Origin of the sequence: Atlantibacter subterraneus (genome assembly GCF_007570865.1) — a bacterium.
Taxonomy (GTDB): Bacteria; Pseudomonadota; Gammaproteobacteria; order Enterobacterales; family Enterobacteriaceae; genus Atlantibacter; species Atlantibacter subterraneus.
Genome location: NZ_VLPS01000014.1, coordinates 1 through 15,318 on the forward strand (window position 1 = coordinate 1; position 15,318 = coordinate 15,318).

Genomic DNA, 15,318 nt, shown 5'->3' on the forward strand with positions numbered 1-15,318 from the left:
ACGTGTTCACTCAGAGACTTGATAATTCTTTGTGTACCCGGAGGTACTGAGATATCAATCCTGCGAGTGCCCACACAGATTGTCTGATAAATTGTTAAAGAGCAGTTGCGACGCGGCTTTCAGCTCACTGTCGCGAGGTGGCGTATATTACGCTTTCCTCTTTCAGAGTCAACCCTGAATTTCAGGATTTTTCTCTTTGTTGTTCCGACTGTTGCTGTGAAGCGTTTCACATTGTCGTCTCAACGGAGGCGCATTATAGGGATCCCATTTTTTTGCACAAGCCTTTTTTCGATCTTTTCTTTCGATCGCTGATTTTTCGCGCTTTTCGCTGCGATCGCATACGATCTGCTTATAAATGATACCACTTTGCCTTGCTTACCCTTAGGAATGCAGCCAAAGTTTGTTTCACGATCTAAGAGAGATGAGGTTTTTATGCCTGCAGTACTGCGTCCTTATAAAGATACCTTTCCTGAAGTGGGCCAACGCGTCATGGTCGATGCGACAAGCGTGGTTATTGGCGATGTGCGGATCGCCGATGACGTCGGCATCTGGCCGCTGGTTGCTATGCGCGGCGATGTGCATTTTATTGCGATTGGTGCCCGCACCAATATTCAGGATGGAAGCGTGCTCCATGTGACGCACAAGTCTTCTTACAACCCGGAAGGCAATCCATTGGTTATTGGTGAAGACGTTACGGTCGGGCATAAAGTGATGCTGCACGGCTGCACCATCGGCAATCGCGTGCTGGTAGGAATGGGATCGATTGTGTTAGATGGCGCGGTAGTAGAAGACGACGTGATGATCGGTGCAGGCAGCCTGGTTCCGCAGAATAAGCGCCTGGAGAGCGGCTATTTGTATCTTGGAAGCCCAGTCAAACAGATCCGGCCGCTCTCAGATGCTGAAATTCAGGGCTTAGTCTATTCCGCTAATAACTACGTGAAGTGGAAAGATGAGTATCTGGATCAGGAGAGCCAAAACCAGCCCTGATCGTCATCCTGCCCCTCAGCGATCAGGGGCTCGATCTCTTCTTCCAGGTCCCAACGGTGTTGGCGAAACAGCGCAAGCCATTCTGCAGGCGTTTCGCCACCAAAACGGCTTGTCAGCGATACAGCAGAAATCGCGCAGTTAACCTGGAAGCCGCCCATAAGCGCCGGAAAACACACTGCGCGCAGATCGTCATTCCACTGCTCTACGTCCGGAAACTGAATCGACTGATTCATGCCGCCAGATCCTGCTTGAGGCGCTCAATGACCGGGACCACATCCGGCATCTGTCCATGCCACAGCATAAAGGCGTGCGCTGCCTGGCCCACCAGCATACCCAGACCATCTGCCATGCTCTGCGCGTCCAGTGACTCGCACCAGCTCAAAAAAGGCGTACGCCCTTGCTGATAAAACATGTCATAGCAATGCACACTCGCGTGAATCAGTGAAGCCGGGATCGCTGGACGATCGCCAGAAATGCCGCTCGACGTGGCATTGACGATAAGATCGAACTCATGCCCTTCCAGCGCGTCGCCCGCCAGCGCAGCGACACTGCCGGTATGACTGAAAAGCGTGGCCAACTGCTGAGCACGAGACAAGGTTCGGTTAGTGATGGTCACCGCACAATCTAAAGAAAGCAGCGGAAGCAATACTCCCCGCGCCGCGCCGCCAGCGCCGATCAACAACACGCGCGAGCCGGGCTTAATCATCTTCAGCCGCTCTAGATCACTTAACAGCCCGATGCCGTCCGTGTTATCGCCAAGCAGTCGCCCGTCTTCAAGGCGCTTCAGGGTATTCACCGCACCCGCCAGCGAAGCGCGTTCGGTCAACTCGTCTGCGCGCCCAAACGCTTCTTCTTTAAAGGGTACCGTGACGTTAGCGCCTTTACCGCCCGCCTGGAAAAAAGCCTCCAGCGTCGGGATAAAGCCATCAAGCGGGGCCAGAACCCGACCATAGGGATGGGTAATCTGCATCTGCTGAGCAAAGAGCTGATGAATAAAAGGGGATTTGCTGTGAGCAATAGGATTGCCGAATACCGCATAGGTTTCCATTACATCACCCCTCACGAAAGAGTTCGCCCGTTAGCGCATCGCGGATCTCAGAAGGATTAAGACGTCCGCCGGTCGCACCATCAAGCACCGGAAAATCATTACCAAATTGTAGCTGGACTTCCTGCGTACTACGGCACGGTGGCAATCCGGTTAAGTTGGCGCTGGTTGATACTAGCGGCTTGCCAAACGCTTCACACAACGCAATCACTAACGGATGATCGGTTACGCGCACGGCCAGAGTATCAAAACGGCCCGTCAGCCAGCGCGGCGTCGTGCTTTTGGCGGGAAAGACAAAAGTAACGGGGCCGGGCCAGCGGGCAAAAACAGCGTCACGCTGCGCTTGCGTCAACACGCTGTCATCAATATAAGGCTTCAGTTGGTCAAAACGGGAGGCGATGAGAATAAGCCCCTTTTCTACCGGACGCTGTTTAAGCGTCAGCAGGCGATTAACCGCCGTTTCACTATCAGGATCGCAACCTACGCCAAACACGGCTTCAGTAGGATAGGCAATCACTTCTTCTTTTTTAAGTACCTCAACGATCGATTCGATGGGGCTTGCAGGCAGGTTTTTATTCACTTTTTTCCGCCGTAACCGGCTTTCCACATTGTTTACTGGCGCAGAAGTGCTTAGCCCCTTGCGCGGTTTTCTTTTCTATAAGTAATGGGTAACCACATGCCGGGCATACACCCGCAACAGGTTTAGCATTAATCACGAACTGGCATTCCGGATAGCGATCGCAGGAATGAAAGGTTTTACCGTAACGGGAGCGGCGCTGAACAAGATGGCCTTCCAGACACTGGGGGCAGCCGATCGCCGTCTCATCAGGCTTATCAATCTGTTCGGTATGGTCGCATTCCGGATAGCGGCTACAGCCAATGAACATACCAAATCGGCCCTGTCGCAGCGCCAGCTCTGCCTGACACTGCGGGCAAAACTTGCCCTCCAGAATTTTGATGATATGTCCATCCGCCTGATTACGCAGGGGACGGACATAATCACATTCCGGATAGTGAGAACAACCGAGAAACGGGCCGCGTTTCCCGGTTCGAATTACCAGATCGGCCCCGCACTGCGGGCAGGGCTCTTGTTGGCGCACAGAAAAGAGTGCCGATTTTGTCATAACGACTTATTACGCTGCATAAATGTTAGTGCAGCATACCTTCATTCACTTCGAAGAGTAATTCTTCCATTTGTTGATAAGCGTTTTCACAGCCCGGGAGATTGAACAACACCATCAATACCACCCATTTGAGATCTTCAAGATCGAAATCGGCCGTATCGAGCGCCAGTACGCGTTCAATTACCATTTCACGGGTTTCGAGGTTCAGCACCTGAATTTGTTCCAGGAACAACAGGAATCCCCGGCAGCTGGCATCCAGTCTCTGACACTCTTCGGCGGTATAAATACGCATCGAAAGCGGGTCAGAAGCCAACTGCATCGGCTCAACCAGACCGTCCTGATAATCCGCCAGTTTTTCTAACCACAGCAGCGCGTTGAAAATATCTTCACGCTCAAAGCCAGCATCAGTAAGGTCGCGAGTGATGATATCCTGATCGACACGCACTTCGGCGTCGTTATGGATATATGTCTCAAACAAATACATTAGTACGTCGAACATGGCCTGCCCTCCTTAATCGGACATAGCCGCCGGGTACAGCTGCGATCCATCCTGCTAACTCCAGTTCGAGTAATTGGGTTACTGTCTCTGGCACAGGTTGGCCGGCACGTTCAGCGACGACGTCAACAGGTGTAACCTCATCTCCTACGTTAGCCAACAGCTCGGGAAATGGCAATGCGCCCTCCTCTTCATTTGGTGAATAATTTGCGACATCCAGAGAAGACAGCCATTGGAGATCGCTTTGCAAATACGTAAGGATCTCTTCGGGAGAAGTGACCAGCGTAGCACCCTGCTGAATCAACCAGTGTGGCCCGCTTGCCCCAGGATTGCCGATCGGGCCCGGCAGCGCAAAAACTTCCCGGCCCTGTTCAAGGGCGCAGCGTGCGGTAACCAAAGAACCGCTGCGCTGGGTGGCCTCAACCACCAATACGCCATGGCTCAATCCGCTAATAATGCGATTTCGTCTGGGAAAGTTGCTTTGCCAGGGCTTCATGTTGAGCGGGAACTCACTAACCAGTGCGCCGCCTTTGGCAATGATCTCGTCAGCCAGCCGCTTGTGTCTTTTAGGGTAGAGTTGCTCCAAGCCGCTGCCGAGCACGGCAATGGTGGTCCCTTTCATATTGAGCGCCGCGCGATGAGCCACGCCATCAATCCCTAAAGCCAGCCCGCTGGTGATCGTCATGCCCAGGTTAGCCAGGATTTCACAAAAATACCGCCCCCAATGTTCGCCGTACCATGAATGCGCGCGGCTGCCTACTACGGCAAGCTGCGGTGTGGTTAACGCATCGACATTGCCGGCAATCAACAGCGCGCCGGGAAACCAGTCAATCGTTCTAAGCAACGGTGGATACAGGGGCATATCTGCGGTTAATAAGCGGTGCCCAGGCTGCTCAAGCCAGTTAAGGGCGCGTTCAATGTCAGTCATACCAACCGATAAGAATTGCTGAATTTGTGAAGCCGACAGCGGCACGGCGGCCAAAGCCAGTGCGGGTTCGCAAGGATGACGCTGCAAATGTTTTACTGCATTAAGCATCTGTTCGCCATTCAGGCTGGCAACCGCCATTAAACGCAACCAAATCTCAGTAAGCGGCATCCTTTTCCCCTGCCATTAACGCATTCAGGCAATCCTTGTGATTGGTTACGGATGCTGTCAATCAGGGGGGGTTTTGTCTAGAATAGAGATAATGATCTTTATCAACTCTTGAACACAGCTCTGGATAAATATGTCAGTTTTGCAGGTATTACATTTTCCGGACGAGCGTCTTCGCAAAGTCGCCGAACCGGTCAAAGAAGTGAATGCGGAAATCCAACGTATCGTGGATGATATGTTCGAAACCATGTACGCCGAAGAGGGCATTGGCCTGGCAGCCACTCAGGTCGATATCCATCAGCGGATTATCGTGATCGACGTTTCTGAGAATCGCGACGAGCGTTTAGTACTGATCAACCCGGAACTGCTGGAAAAACACGGCGAGACGGGTATTGAAGAGGGATGTTTATCCATTCCTGAGCAAAGAGCCCTGGTGCCGCGCGCCGAAACAGTAAAAATCCGTGCGCTCGATCGCGACGGCAACAGTTTCGAATTAGCCGCCGATGGCCTGCTGGCGATTTGTATTCAGCACGAAATGGATCATCTGGTGGGCAAACTGTTTGTTGATTATCTCTCGCCGATGAAGCGCCAGCGTATTCGCCAGAAAGTAGAAAAACTCGATCGTTTAAACGGGCGTTAAGCCTTTAGCAAAACAGGGAATATCGTGTCCGATTCATTACGTATCATTTTTGCAGGTACGCCTGATTTTGCAGCGCGTCATCTTGATGCACTGCTTGCCGCGAACTACAACGTAGTGGGCGTTTTTACTCAGCCTGACCGCCCGGCCGGACGCGGTAAAAAGCTCATGCCTTCGCCAGTTAAAGTCGTGGCGCAAGAGCATGGCCTCCCTGTTTTCCAGCCCGCTTCGCTGCGCCCGGCGGAGAACCAACAGCTCATCGCCGATTTGAACGCCGATATCATGGTTGTGGTGGCTTATGGACTAATCCTGCCCAAAGCCGTGCTGGAGATGCCTCGTCTGGGCTGCATCAACGTTCATGGCTCGTTACTGCCGCGCTGGCGCGGAGCTGCGCCGATCCAACGCTCGCTTTGGGCGGGCGATGACGAAACCGGCGTAACCATTATGCAGATGGACGTGGGCCTGGATACCGGCGATATGCTGTATAAACTGGCCTGCCCAATTACGCCAGACGATACCAGCGCCTCGCTGTACGACAAACTGGCCGAGCTGGGTCCGCAAGGGCTTATCGAGACGCTGCAACTGCTCGCCAGCGGTAAAGCCAGGCCGGAAGTGCAGGACGAATCGCAGGTGACCTATGCGGAAAAACTGAGTAAAGAAGAAGCCCTGCTTGACTGGTCGCTCTCCGCCGCTGAGTTAGAACGCTGTATTCGCGCCTTTAATCCGTGGCCGATGAGTTACTTTATGATGGACGGGCAGCCGGTGAAAGTCTGGAAAGCCAGCGTGCTTGAAGCGGCCACAAATGCCGCGCCGGGCACCATCCTTGAGGCGGACAAGCAAGGCATTCAGGTTGCGACAGCACAGGGCGTCCTCAACATTGAAGAGTTGCAGCCTGCCGGCAAAAAAGCCATGAAAGCGCAGGATTTGCTGAATTCCCGCAAGGCGTTTTTTGCGCCAGGCAACAGACTTGCCTGAACCTCATTCTCTTTTTAGCGCCCGGACCTTCCGGGCCTTTTTATTTTACTGACCGTAACTATGAAGAAATCACCGAATATTCGCAGCCTGGCGGCGCAGGCCGTTGAGCAAGTGGTCGAGAAAGGCCAGTCACTAAGCAATGTACTGCCGGCCCTGCAGCAAAAAGTGCCCGAGAAAGATAAAGCGCTGCTCCAGGAGCTGTGCTTTGGCGTGCTGCGTACGCTTTCACAGCTTGAGTGGCTTATCGGCAAATTAATGTCGCGCCCGATGACCGGTAAACAGCGTACCGTACATTATTTAATTATGGTTGGGCTGTACCAGCTGATGTATACCCGTATCCCTCCCCATGCAGCGCTAGCCGAAACGGTGGAAGGTGCGGTGGTGATTAAGCGCCCGCAGCTTAAAGGCCTCATAAACGGCGTATTGCGCGAGTTTCAGCGCCAGCAGGAAACCCTACTCGGCGAATTTGCCAACAACGATAGCCGTTTCCTGCATCCGTCATGGTTGGTTAAACGGCTACGCGCCGCTTATCCCACACAGTGGGAAGCAATTCTTGAAGCAAATAATCAACGGCCGCCGATGTGGCTGCGGGTTAATCGTCAGCATCATAGCCGCGACGCCTGGCTAGCCCTGCTGGAAGAAAGCGGGATCCAGGGCTTCGCTCATCCGGTATATCCAGATGCGGTACGTCTGGAAACCCCTGCGCCGGTCCATGCGCTCCCGGGTTTTGAACAGGGTTGGGTTACAGTACAGGATGCGTCCGCGCAGGGCTGTCTTCCCCTGCTTGCCCCGCAAAATGGCGAAGAGATTTTAGATCTCTGCGCGGCACCGGGCGGTAAGACCACGCATATTCTGGAGGCCGCTCCTCAGGCTACTGTTCTGGCCGTAGATATTGATGAGCAGCGCCTGGGTCGGGTTTATGAAAATTTAAAACGTCTGGGCATGAAGGCGACCGTCAGGCAGGGCGATGGCCGCTATCCACACCAGTGGGCCGAAGGTAAACAGTTCGACCGTATATTGCTGGATGCGCCATGCTCCGCAACGGGCGTTATCCGCCGTCATCCGGACATAAAATGGTTACGCCGCGACCGTGATATTCCGGAGCTGGCGGAACTCCAGTCGCAAATTCTGGATGCCGTCTGGCCACTGCTGAAACCCGGCGGTGCCCTGGTCTACGCAACCTGTTCGGTTCTTCCCGAAGAGAACACGCAGCAGGTAGCCGCATTCCTGAAACGCACCGCTGATGCCCAGCTTACCGAAACCGGTACGCCGGATGCGCCGGGTATTCAGAATTTGCCGGCCAGTACAGAAGGCGACGGCTTCTTTTACGCTAAGCTTGTGAAGCAAGGCTAAGGTCATTTTCAACTGAGTCTGAGAAACGAAAGACGATGAAAATAATCATTCTGGGCGCGGGTCAGGTTGGCGGCACCCTGGCGGAAAACCTGGTAGGCGAAAACAACGACATCACGCTGGTTGATACCAACGGCGATCGCCTGCGCAGCCTGCAGGATAAGTTCGATCTGCGCGTTGTGCAGGGCCATGGTTCACATCCGCGCGTGTTGCGTGAGGCGGGCGCGGATGACGCGGATATGTTGGTTGCTGTGACCAGTTCCGATGAAACCAACATGGTGGCTTGTCAGGTCGCTTATTCGCTGTTTAATACGCCGAATCGTATCGCCCGTATCCGGGCACCGGACTATGTGCGTGATGCTGAAAAGCTGTTTAATTCTGAAGCGGTGCCTATCGACCACCTTATTGCCCCTGAGCAACTGGTTATCGACAATATTTATCGCCTGATTGAGTATCCGGGTGCGCTCCAGGTGGTTAATTTCGCAGAAGGAAAAGTCAGCCTGGCAGTGGTAAAAGCCTATTATGGCGGGCCTCTGGTAGGTAATGCGCTATCTACTATGCGCGAGCATATGCCGCATATCGATACCCGCGTGGCGGCGATCTTCCGTCACGATCGCCCTATTCGCCCTCAGGGCTCAACGATCGTTGAAGCCGGTGATGAAGTGTTTTTTATCGCTGCATCACAGCATATCCGTGCGGTTATGAGCGAACTTCAGCGCCTGGAGAAACCCTACAAACGCATTATGCTGGTAGGCGGCGGGAATATCGGCGCGGGCCTCGCGCATCGACTGGAAAAAGATTACAGCGTTAAGCTGATTGAGCGTAACCAGCAGCGCGCCGCTGAGCTCGCCGAAAAACTACAAAATACCATTGTGTTTTACGGCGACGCATCGGATCAGGAACTGCTCGCCGAAGAGCATATCGATCAGGTTGATCTGTTTATTGCCGTCACTAACGATGACGAAGCCAATATTATGTCCGCCATGCTCGCAAAGCGAATGGGTGCCAAAAAAGTGATGGTGCTGATCCAGCGACGCGCTTATGTCGATTTGGTCCAGGGCAGCGTTATCGATATCGCGATTTCTCCCCAACAGGCTACGATTTCGGCATTGTTGGGCCATGTGCGTAAAGCGGATATTGTTAGCGTATCCTCGTTGCGGCGCGGCGTAGCGGAAGCAATTGAAGCGGTGGCCCACGGCGATGAGAGCACCTCCCGCGTCGTAGGACGGGTCATCGACGATATTAAGCTTCCTCCCGGTACGATTATTGGTGCCGTGGTGCGCGGCAATGACGTCATGATTGCTAATAATACTTTGCGTATTGAACAGGGCGACCACGTCATTATGTTCCTGACGGATAAAAAGTTTGTCTCTGACGTTGAGCGTTTATTCCAGCCAAGTCCATTCTTCCTGTAATAGCGAGGCGGGACTGTTCCGCCTCGCTATTTTTCCGCTTTAATATTGTGGATACTGTGTGAAAACAATTACTTCGCACCAATGGCAAACGACCAACTCTTTGTTAGACTTATGAAGCTAGCCCAGATAAGGAGAATAAAATGAGTATGTTAAAAGAGTTCCGCGAATTCGCGATGCGCGGAAATGTGGTTGATTTGGCAGTGGGTGTGATTATTGGTGCGGCATTCGGGAAAATTGTTTCTTCTCTGGTTGCCGATATTATTATGCCGCCGCTGGGCTTATTAATCGGTGGTATCGACTTCAAACAGTTTGCACTGACTTTGCGTCCGGCAGTTGGCGATACGCCTGCTGTAGTGATGCATTACGGTGTATTTATTCAGAATGTTTTTGATTTTATCATTGTCGCTTTCGCGATTTTTATGGCGATAAAAGTCATTAACAAACTGAACCGTAAGAAAAAAGAAGAGCCGAAAGCGCCACCTGCGCCGACTAAAGAAGAGGTTCTCCTGACTGAAATTCGCGATATTTTGAAACAACAGAAAGAACGTATTTAATTAGCGCCAGCAAAGCAGAAGGCCAGTGGAAAATAAGCTGTTAGCTTGTTTACCACTGGCCTCCCAGTCACCCCGCCCTTTGTGTTTCCCTTTCCTTTGATAGCTCCCTTTCCCTTTGACATTTTTCTCGACGCGTTGCCTGAATAACGGATCGTGTAACAGTGCTTCGAGTGCATTCTCTTTAATCTGCCCCCGGGTATGCTTATAACGACTCATAGATGTCTCCTTTGAAATGTGGCGCGAGTGTAATACTGGCTGGTTGAAAAATCAACGTGCGGCACCATTGGCACCTTGCTCCAGCGCTTCGAGGATCGAACAATACACGCTGCTATGCGCTGTGCCGCAGCATGTTTCATTTAAACGCTGTAACGAGACGCGCATAAGTTCAAGCTCATCAATTTTGGCTTCTACTTCTTTAAGCCTGGCCTGCACAATTCCTTTAGATTCCTGGCAGGTATGGTGTTCAGGATCGATGCGGATCGACAGCAGTTCACGGATAGATTCAAGCGTAAAGCCCAACTGCCGGGCGTAACGGATAAACTTCAGGCGCTTCAAATCGTTATCACTGTATAAACGGAACCCACCTTCGGTGCGTACTTCATGATCCATCATCTGCTGTTTTTCATAAAAACGGATAGTGTCAGGCGTAACGTCCGCCAGTTTTGCTAACTCACCAATTCTGTACATCATTGCTCCCTCGACAGTTTTTTCTCAATAGTGCGTCCATAAGAGGTATGCAGAAAATCCGTGCTCATGCCTGCCTGACGCAGTTTCATCTCCAGTACCAGAAGCCGTTTTTTTAGCGCGGCATATTCCGGTTGTTCAGGGTTAAGGCCGTTAAGCAATTCCTGAAGTTCCACCGCCTCTTTACGTTGCAGCAGTTCAGGAGGCAAAAAGCCTGAATTTTTTAACAGGCGATAGCCGGCACGCAGCTCTGGCGGCACATGGGTATCGTCATCCAGCACCAGTTTCTGGCCTGTGCCGGGTAGGTTATCCAGCTCGCCTTTATTTTGGGCTTCAACAATGCGTTGCTCAGCCCACCGATCGATTAACCACATAGCGTTATTCCGGGCTTTGAAGAGAGGAAAAGTATAACAGGCAGGGAGGAGTGGATATAAAAAAACCCGCCGAGGCGGGTTTTTTTAACGATACTACAGATTACTCTGCAGCAGCTTCTGCTTTCGACTCAGAGCGATCAACCAGCTCGATGTATGCCATCGGCGCGTTGTCGCCTGCACGGAAGCCACACTTCAGAATGCGAGTGTAACCACCGGCGCGGCTCGCGAAACGCGGGCCCAGCTCGTTAAACAGTTTTGCCACGATCTCGTTATCACGAGTGCGGGCGAATGCCAGACGACGATTAGCAACGCTATCAGTCTTGGCAAGAGTAATCAGCGGCTCAACTACGCGACGCAGCTCTTTCGCTTTAGGCAGGGTCGTCTTGATGATCTCATGACGAACCAGGGAACCTGCCATGTTGCGGAACATAGCCTGGCGATGGCTGCTGTTGCGGTTCAGTTGACGACCACTCTTACGATGGCGCATGACCTTATCCTTCTCAGTAAAACCTTAACCTGTGATCCGGTTACTCGTCAGCAATGCTTGCCGGCGGCCAGTTTTCCAGGCGCATGCCCAGAGACAGACCACGTGAGGCCAGCACGTCTTTAATCTCAGTAAGAGATTTTTTACCCAGGTTCGGCGTTTTCAGCAACTCAACCTCGGTACGCTGTACCAGATCACCGATATAGTGGATAGCTTCTGCCTTAAGGCAGTTAGCAGAGCGGACAGTCAATTCCAGATCGTCAACAGGGCGCAGCAGGATCGGATCGAATTCTGGTTTTTCTTCTTTCACTTCCGGCTGACGTACATCACGTAAGTCAACAAAAGCTTCCAGTTGTTCAGCCAGAATGGTCGCCGCACGACGAATCGCCTCTTCAGGATCGATTGTGCCGTTGGTTTCCATTTCGATGACCAGCTTGTCCAGGTCGGTACGCTGTTCTACACGCGCTGCTTCAACATTGTAGGCGATACGCTCTACAGGGCTGTAGCAAGCGTCGACCAGCAGACGGCCGATTGGGCGCTCATCTTCTTCCGAATGAATTCGGGCAGAAGCCGGCACATAACCACGACCGCGCTGAACTTTGATACGCATGCTAATAGATGCGTTTTCATCGGTCAGGTGGCAGATCACGTGCTGCGGCTTGACGATTTCGACATCTCCATCATGGGTGATGTCGGCTGCAGTCACAGGGCCAATGCCAGATTTATTCAGAGTAAGGATAACTTCATCTTTACCTTGAACTCTTACCGCCAGCCCTTTCAGGTTAAGCAGGATTTCCAGGATATCTTCCTGAACACCTTCTTTGGTGCTGTACTCGTGCAGTACACCATCAATCTCAACCTCAGTCACCGCGCAACCCGGCATCGATGAAAGCAGAATACGGCGCAGTGCGTTACCCAGAGTATGGCCAAAGCCACGCTCTAAAGGCTCAAGGGTCACCTTGGCGTGCGTCGAACTCACTTGCTCGATATCTACCAGGCGCGGTTTTAGAAACTCTGTCACAGAACCCTGCATTGTGTCCTCTCTTTGGTACTAAGCTTTACTTGGAGTAAAGCTCGACGATCAGGTGTTCGTTAATGTCCGCAGACAGATCAGAACGCTCAGGCTTACGCTTAAACGTACCTTCCATCTTGCCACCATCAACTTCCAGCCAGGTTGGCTTTTCACGCTGCTCAGCCAGCTCCAGAGCTGCTTTCACGCGAGATTGCTTTTTCGCTTTCTCACGAATGCTGACTACGTCGTTCGGGCTAACCTGATAAGAAGCGATGTTAACAACACGACCGTTTACCATGATAGCTTTATGGCTAACCAGCTGACGTGCTTCAGCACGCGTAGCGCCAAAACCCATACGGTATACAACGTTGTCCAGACGACCTTCCAGCAGAGCCAACAGGTTTTCACCGGTGTTGCCTTTCAGACGTGCTGCTTCTTTATAGTAGTTACGGAACTGACGCTCCAGCACACCGTAGATACGGCGAACTTTTTGCTTTTCACGCAACTGCACACCATAGTCAGACAGACGCGGTTTACGCGCACCGTGCTGGCCAGGAGCTTGTTCAATTTTACACTTGGTATCAATCGCGCGAACGCCAGACTTCAGGAATAAGTCTGTACCCTCGCGACGGCTCAGCTTGAGCTTAGGACCCAAATATCTTGCCATTTTCTTTCTCCAACATTCCTAAAAACGAGCGTTATACGCGACGTTTTTTCGGCGGACGACAACCGTTGTGAGGGATCGGAGTCACATCAGTAATATTAGTGATGCGGAAACCAGCGGCGTTCAGAGCACGAATGGTAGATTCGCGACCCGGACCCGGTCCCTTAACCATAACTTCCAGGTTCTTGATACCGTATTCTTTCACGGCTTCTGCGCAACGCTCTGCTGCAACCTGAGCTGCAAACGGAGTGGATTTGCGAGAACCACGGAAACCGGAACCACCGGCAGTTGCCCAACCCAACGCGTTACCTTGACGATCGGTAATAGTCACGATGGTGTTGTTGAAAGAAGCATGGACATGAGCCACGCCGTCAGAGACTTGTTTTCTTACACGCTTACGTGCACGAACTGGTGCCTTTGCCATTATTCAATCACCCCGATTATTTCTTGATCGGTTTGCGCGGACCCTTACGGGTACGAGCGTTGGTCTTGGTACGCTGACCGCGAACCGGGAGACCACGACGATGACGCAAACCGCGATAGCAACCAAGGTCCATCAGACGCTTGATGCTCATGCTCACTTCACGGCGCAGATCACCTTCAACGACAAATTTGGCAACTTCGTCACGCAGCGTGTCGATTTGTTCTTCAGACAGCTCACTGATCTTAACATCTTCAGCGATACCCGCAGCGGCGCAGATGGCCTTGGAGCGAGTCTTGCCGACACCGTAGATCGACGTTAACGCGATCACGGTATGTTTCTGATCAGGAATGTTAATGCCTGCTATACGGGCCACTATGCACTCCTACTATTTAATTATGCGCCCCATGCTGAAAAGCCCGTTTTCAGGATACTCAAATGGAAACGCATAGACATACAAAAGATTGGCTGGCTAATCTAGCCAGCTCAACCCAACTTTGCAAGAAAAATATGCGAGATAAATCAGCCTTGACGCTGTTTATGCTTCGGCTCGGCACTGCAAATCACGCGGATGACGCCATCACGCTTAACGATTTTGCAGTTACGGCATAATTTCTTGACGGAAGCACGAACTTTCATTTTTACTCTCCGTAACTTCTTAAGCGACCATTAACGGCCATAGCCTTTGAGGTTCGCTTTCTTCAATGCAGACTCGTACTGACTGGACATCATCAGAGTTTGCACTTGAGCCATAAAGTCCATAATGACGACAACAACGATTAGCAGTGAGGTCCCACCGAAGTAGAACGGCACTTTCATTGCATCACGCATGAACTCCGGGATCAGGCAGATAAAAGTAATATAAAGCGCGCCAACTAAAGTCAGGCGAGTCATTACTTTATCGATATACTTCGCCGTTTGCTCTCCCGGACGAATTCCTGGTACAAATGCACCGGACTTCTTCAGGTTATCAGCTGTTTCTCTCGGGTTGAAAACCAACGCGGTATAGAAGAAACAGAAGAAGATGATTGCAGACGCATAGAGTAACACATAAAGCGGTTGCCCAGGCTGCAAATACAGCGAAATTGTTGTCAGCCAGTTCCAACCGGTACCGCCCCCGAACCATGACGCGATGGTCGCCGGGAACAGAATAATACTAGAAGCGAAAATTGCCGGGATAACCCCCGCCATGTTCACTTTTAGCGGTAAATGTGTGCTCTGTGCAGCATAGACACGACGACCTTGCTGACGTTTCGCATAGTTCACCACAATGCGGCGTTGACCACGTTCAACGAAAACAACAAAGAAGGTCACTGCAAATACTAATACTGCAACCAACAGCAACAGGAGGAAGTGCAGGTCGCCTTGACGCGCTTGCTCGATCGTATGGCCAATGGCTGGCGGGAGACCCGCAACGATACCAGCGAAGATAATGATTGAGATACCGTTACCGATACCACGCTCAGTAATTTGTTCGCCGAGCCACATCAGGAACATAGTCCCTGTAACCAGACTTACAACAGCGGTGAAGTAGAACGCAAAGCCTGGGTTAATAACCAAGCCCTGCATTCCAGGCATATTCGGCAGACCGGTAGCAATACCGATCGACTGGAATATCGCCAACACCAACGTACCATAACGGGTGTACTGGCTAATCTTACGACGACCAGACTCCCCTTCTTTCTTAAGCTCCGCCAGGGCTGGATGAACGACCGTCAGCAGCTGGATAATAATGGATGCCGAAATATACGGCATAATACCCAAAGCAAAGATTGAAGCACGGCTAAGAGCACCACCAGAGAACATGTTAAACATTTCAATGATGGTGCCACGCTGTTGATCAAGCAGTTTGGCAAGTACAGCGGCATCAATACCAGGGATCGGAATAAAAGAGCCAATTCGGAACACAATCAGCGCACCGATTACAAACAGCAGTCTGCGTTTCAGTTCGCCAAGGCCACCTTTGGCACTTTGAAAATCTAATCCCGGTTGTTTAGCCATCT

The 15,318-nt window shown here is 51.8% G+C and carries 22 protein-coding genes; 6 read left to right on the forward strand and 16 right to left on the reverse strand.

The features are described from left to right. The first annotated feature begins 432 nt into the window (after positions 1-432). Positions 433-987, forward strand: a complete 555-nt coding sequence (locus tag FND52_RS21435; RefSeq protein ID WP_125295732.1) for a gamma carbonic anhydrase family protein — start codon at positions 433-435, stop codon at positions 985-987. Here FND52_RS21435 and FND52_RS21440 read toward each other — a convergent pair. The 6 genes from FND52_RS21440 to dprA are packed head-to-tail and all read right to left on the reverse strand — an operon-like array spanning position 963 to position 4,748. Continuing rightward, positions 963-1,220, reverse strand: a complete 258-nt coding sequence (locus FND52_RS21440; protein WP_144133181.1) for a DUF1488 family protein — start codon at positions 1,218-1,220, stop codon at positions 963-965. The genes FND52_RS21435 and FND52_RS21440 overlap by 25 nt on opposite strands. Further along, a complete protein-coding gene (gene aroE / locus FND52_RS21445; protein ID WP_144133183.1) occupies positions 1,217-2,035 on the reverse strand; it encodes a shikimate dehydrogenase in 819 nt (272 codons plus the stop codon). Before aroE ends, FND52_RS21440 begins: the two co-directional genes overlap by 4 nt. Before the next feature lie 4 nt (positions 2,036-2,039). Further along, complete coding sequence (gene tsaC, locus FND52_RS21450) at positions 2,040-2,612, reverse strand: L-threonylcarbamoyladenylate synthase type 1 TsaC (RefSeq protein WP_144133185.1); 573 nt, start codon at positions 2,610-2,612, stop codon at positions 2,040-2,042. Further along, complete coding sequence (locus tag FND52_RS21455; RefSeq protein WP_125295728.1) at positions 2,605-3,156, reverse strand: DNA topoisomerase family protein; 552 nt, start codon at positions 3,154-3,156, stop codon at positions 2,605-2,607. Before FND52_RS21455 ends, tsaC begins: the two co-directional genes overlap by 8 nt. A 25-nt stretch (positions 3,157-3,181) precedes the next feature. Then, the gene (gene smg, locus FND52_RS21460) at positions 3,182-3,655 is read right to left on the reverse strand and encodes a DUF494 family protein Smg (RefSeq protein WP_125295727.1); all 474 of its coding nucleotides are present in this window, start codon (positions 3,653-3,655) and stop codon (positions 3,182-3,184) included. Beyond that, on the reverse strand, positions 3,627-4,748 hold the full coding sequence (dprA, locus tag FND52_RS21465; RefSeq protein ID WP_144133187.1) for a DNA-protecting protein DprA: 1,122 nt from the start codon (positions 4,746-4,748) through the stop codon (positions 3,627-3,629). The genes smg and dprA overlap by 29 nt, the downstream gene beginning before the upstream one ends. Positions 4,749-4,878: 130 nt before the next feature. On the opposite strand from dprA, the gene def reads away from it, so the two are divergent. The 5 genes from def to mscL all read left to right on the forward strand — a co-directional run bounded on the left by def (position 4,879) and on the right by mscL (position 9,676). Beyond that, on the forward strand, positions 4,879-5,385 hold the full coding sequence (def, locus tag FND52_RS21470; protein WP_125295725.1) for a peptide deformylase: 507 nt from the start codon (positions 4,879-4,881) through the stop codon (positions 5,383-5,385). Positions 5,386-5,409: 24 nt separating this feature from the next. Beyond that, a complete protein-coding gene (gene fmt, locus FND52_RS21475) occupies positions 5,410-6,357 on the forward strand; it encodes a methionyl-tRNA formyltransferase (RefSeq protein ID WP_144133189.1) in 948 nt (315 codons plus the stop codon). Between the two features lie 60 nt (positions 6,358-6,417). Further along, complete coding sequence (rsmB, locus tag FND52_RS21480) at positions 6,418-7,710, forward strand: 16S rRNA (cytosine(967)-C(5))-methyltransferase RsmB (protein WP_144133191.1); 1,293 nt, start codon at positions 6,418-6,420, stop codon at positions 7,708-7,710. A 35-nt stretch (positions 7,711-7,745) separates the two neighbouring features. Further along, positions 7,746-9,122 carry a Trk system potassium transporter TrkA gene (gene trkA, locus FND52_RS21485; RefSeq protein WP_125295722.1) on the forward strand — a complete coding sequence of 459 codons (1,377 nt, stop codon included), beginning with the start codon at positions 7,746-7,748 and terminating at the stop codon, positions 9,120-9,122. Positions 9,123-9,262: 140 nt separating this feature from the next. Next, complete coding sequence (mscL, locus tag FND52_RS21490) at positions 9,263-9,676, forward strand: large-conductance mechanosensitive channel protein MscL (RefSeq protein ID WP_144133193.1); 414 nt, start codon at positions 9,263-9,265, stop codon at positions 9,674-9,676. On the opposite strand, the gene FND52_RS21495 is transcribed toward mscL, so the two are convergent. The 10 genes from FND52_RS21495 to secY all read right to left on the reverse strand — a co-directional run bounded on the left by FND52_RS21495 (position 9,677) and on the right by secY (position 15,316). After that, positions 9,677-9,892, reverse strand: coding sequence for an alternative ribosome-rescue factor A (locus FND52_RS21495; protein WP_125295720.1), 216 nt, complete (start codon positions 9,890-9,892; stop codon positions 9,677-9,679). A 51-nt stretch (positions 9,893-9,943) separates the two neighbouring features. Next, positions 9,944-10,363, reverse strand: a complete 420-nt coding sequence (gene zntR, locus FND52_RS21500; protein WP_125295719.1) for a Zn(2+)-responsive transcriptional regulator — start codon at positions 10,361-10,363, stop codon at positions 9,944-9,946. Further along, a complete protein-coding gene (locus tag FND52_RS21505; protein WP_144133196.1) occupies positions 10,363-10,734 on the reverse strand; it encodes a DnaJ family domain-containing protein in 372 nt (123 codons plus the stop codon). The genes zntR and FND52_RS21505 overlap by 1 nt, the downstream gene beginning before the upstream one ends. A 100-nt stretch (positions 10,735-10,834) precedes the next feature. After that, the gene (gene rplQ, locus FND52_RS21510; protein WP_001216372.1) at positions 10,835-11,221 is read right to left on the reverse strand and encodes a 50S ribosomal protein L17; all 387 of its coding nucleotides are present in this window, start codon (positions 11,219-11,221) and stop codon (positions 10,835-10,837) included. Between the two features lie 40 nt (positions 11,222-11,261). Continuing rightward, the gene (locus FND52_RS21515) at positions 11,262-12,251 is read right to left on the reverse strand and encodes a DNA-directed RNA polymerase subunit alpha (RefSeq protein ID WP_002438685.1); all 990 of its coding nucleotides are present in this window, start codon (positions 12,249-12,251) and stop codon (positions 11,262-11,264) included. A 25-nt stretch (positions 12,252-12,276) separates the two neighbouring features. Continuing rightward, positions 12,277-12,897, reverse strand: coding sequence for a 30S ribosomal protein S4 (gene rpsD, locus FND52_RS21520; RefSeq protein ID WP_002438686.1), 621 nt, complete (start codon positions 12,895-12,897; stop codon positions 12,277-12,279). A 31-nt stretch (positions 12,898-12,928) separates the two neighbouring features. Further along, complete coding sequence (rpsK, locus tag FND52_RS21525; protein ID WP_004138423.1) at positions 12,929-13,318, reverse strand: 30S ribosomal protein S11; 390 nt, start codon at positions 13,316-13,318, stop codon at positions 12,929-12,931. 16 nt (positions 13,319-13,334) lie between these two features. Further along, positions 13,335-13,691: a 30S ribosomal protein S13 gene (gene rpsM, locus FND52_RS21530; RefSeq protein ID WP_002438688.1), complete on the reverse strand. Its 357-nt coding sequence runs from the start codon at positions 13,689-13,691 to the stop codon at positions 13,335-13,337. A gap of 146 nt (positions 13,692-13,837) precedes the next feature. Beyond that, positions 13,838-13,954 (reverse strand): 50S ribosomal protein L36, encoded by a 117-nt coding sequence (gene rpmJ / locus FND52_RS21535; RefSeq protein ID WP_000868187.1) that lies wholly within the window; start codon positions 13,952-13,954, stop codon positions 13,838-13,840. Positions 13,955-13,984: 30 nt separating this feature from the next. Next, positions 13,985-15,316 (reverse strand): preprotein translocase subunit SecY, encoded by a 1,332-nt coding sequence (gene secY / locus FND52_RS21540; protein ID WP_125295717.1) that lies wholly within the window; start codon positions 15,314-15,316, stop codon positions 13,985-13,987. Positions 15,317-15,318: the final 2 nt, after the last annotated feature.

Coding starts and splice junctions, on each gene's coding strand:
- aroE (WP_144133183.1), bottom strand. CDS start 2,035: ATGGAAACCTATGCGGTATTCGGCAATCCTATTGCTCACAGCAAATCC.
- FND52_RS21435 (WP_125295732.1), top strand. CDS start 433: ATGCCTGCAGTACTGCGTCCTTATAAAGATACCTTTCCTGAAGTGGGC.
- rplQ (WP_001216372.1), bottom strand. CDS start 11,221: ATGCGCCATCGTAAGAGTGGTCGTCAACTGAACCGCAACAGCAGCCAT.
- FND52_RS21505 (WP_144133196.1), bottom strand. CDS start 10,734: ATGTGGTTAATCGATCGGTGGGCTGAGCAACGCATTGTTGAAGCCCAA.
- rsmB (WP_144133191.1), top strand. CDS start 6,418: ATGAAGAAATCACCGAATATTCGCAGCCTGGCGGCGCAGGCCGTTGAG.
- rpsD (WP_002438686.1), bottom strand. CDS start 12,897: ATGGCAAGATATTTGGGTCCTAAGCTCAAGCTGAGCCGTCGCGAGGGT.
- def (WP_125295725.1), top strand. CDS start 4,879: ATGTCAGTTTTGCAGGTATTACATTTTCCGGACGAGCGTCTTCGCAAA.
- secY (WP_125295717.1), bottom strand. CDS start 15,316: ATGGCTAAACAACCGGGATTAGATTTTCAAAGTGCCAAAGGTGGCCTT.
- FND52_RS21495 (WP_125295720.1), bottom strand. CDS start 9,892: ATGAGTCGTTATAAGCATACCCGGGGGCAGATTAAAGAGAATGCACTC.
- FND52_RS21440 (WP_144133181.1), bottom strand. CDS start 1,220: ATGAATCAGTCGATTCAGTTTCCGGACGTAGAGCAGTGGAATGACGAT.
- trkA (WP_125295722.1), top strand. CDS start 7,746: ATGAAAATAATCATTCTGGGCGCGGGTCAGGTTGGCGGCACCCTGGCG.
- dprA (WP_144133187.1), bottom strand. CDS start 4,748: ATGCCGCTTACTGAGATTTGGTTGCGTTTAATGGCGGTTGCCAGCCTG.
- zntR (WP_125295719.1), bottom strand. CDS start 10,363: ATGTACAGAATTGGTGAGTTAGCAAAACTGGCGGACGTTACGCCTGAC.
- mscL (WP_144133193.1), top strand. CDS start 9,263: ATGAGTATGTTAAAAGAGTTCCGCGAATTCGCGATGCGCGGAAATGTG.
- rpmJ (WP_000868187.1), bottom strand. CDS start 13,954: ATGAAAGTTCGTGCTTCCGTCAAGAAATTATGCCGTAACTGCAAAATC.
- FND52_RS21515 (WP_002438685.1), bottom strand. CDS start 12,251: ATGCAGGGTTCTGTGACAGAGTTTCTAAAACCGCGCCTGGTAGATATC.
- rpsK (WP_004138423.1), bottom strand. CDS start 13,318: ATGGCAAAGGCACCAGTTCGTGCACGTAAGCGTGTAAGAAAACAAGTC.
- FND52_RS21455 (WP_125295728.1), bottom strand. CDS start 3,156: ATGACAAAATCGGCACTCTTTTCTGTGCGCCAACAAGAGCCCTGCCCG.
- smg (WP_125295727.1), bottom strand. CDS start 3,655: ATGTTCGACGTACTAATGTATTTGTTTGAGACATATATCCATAACGAC.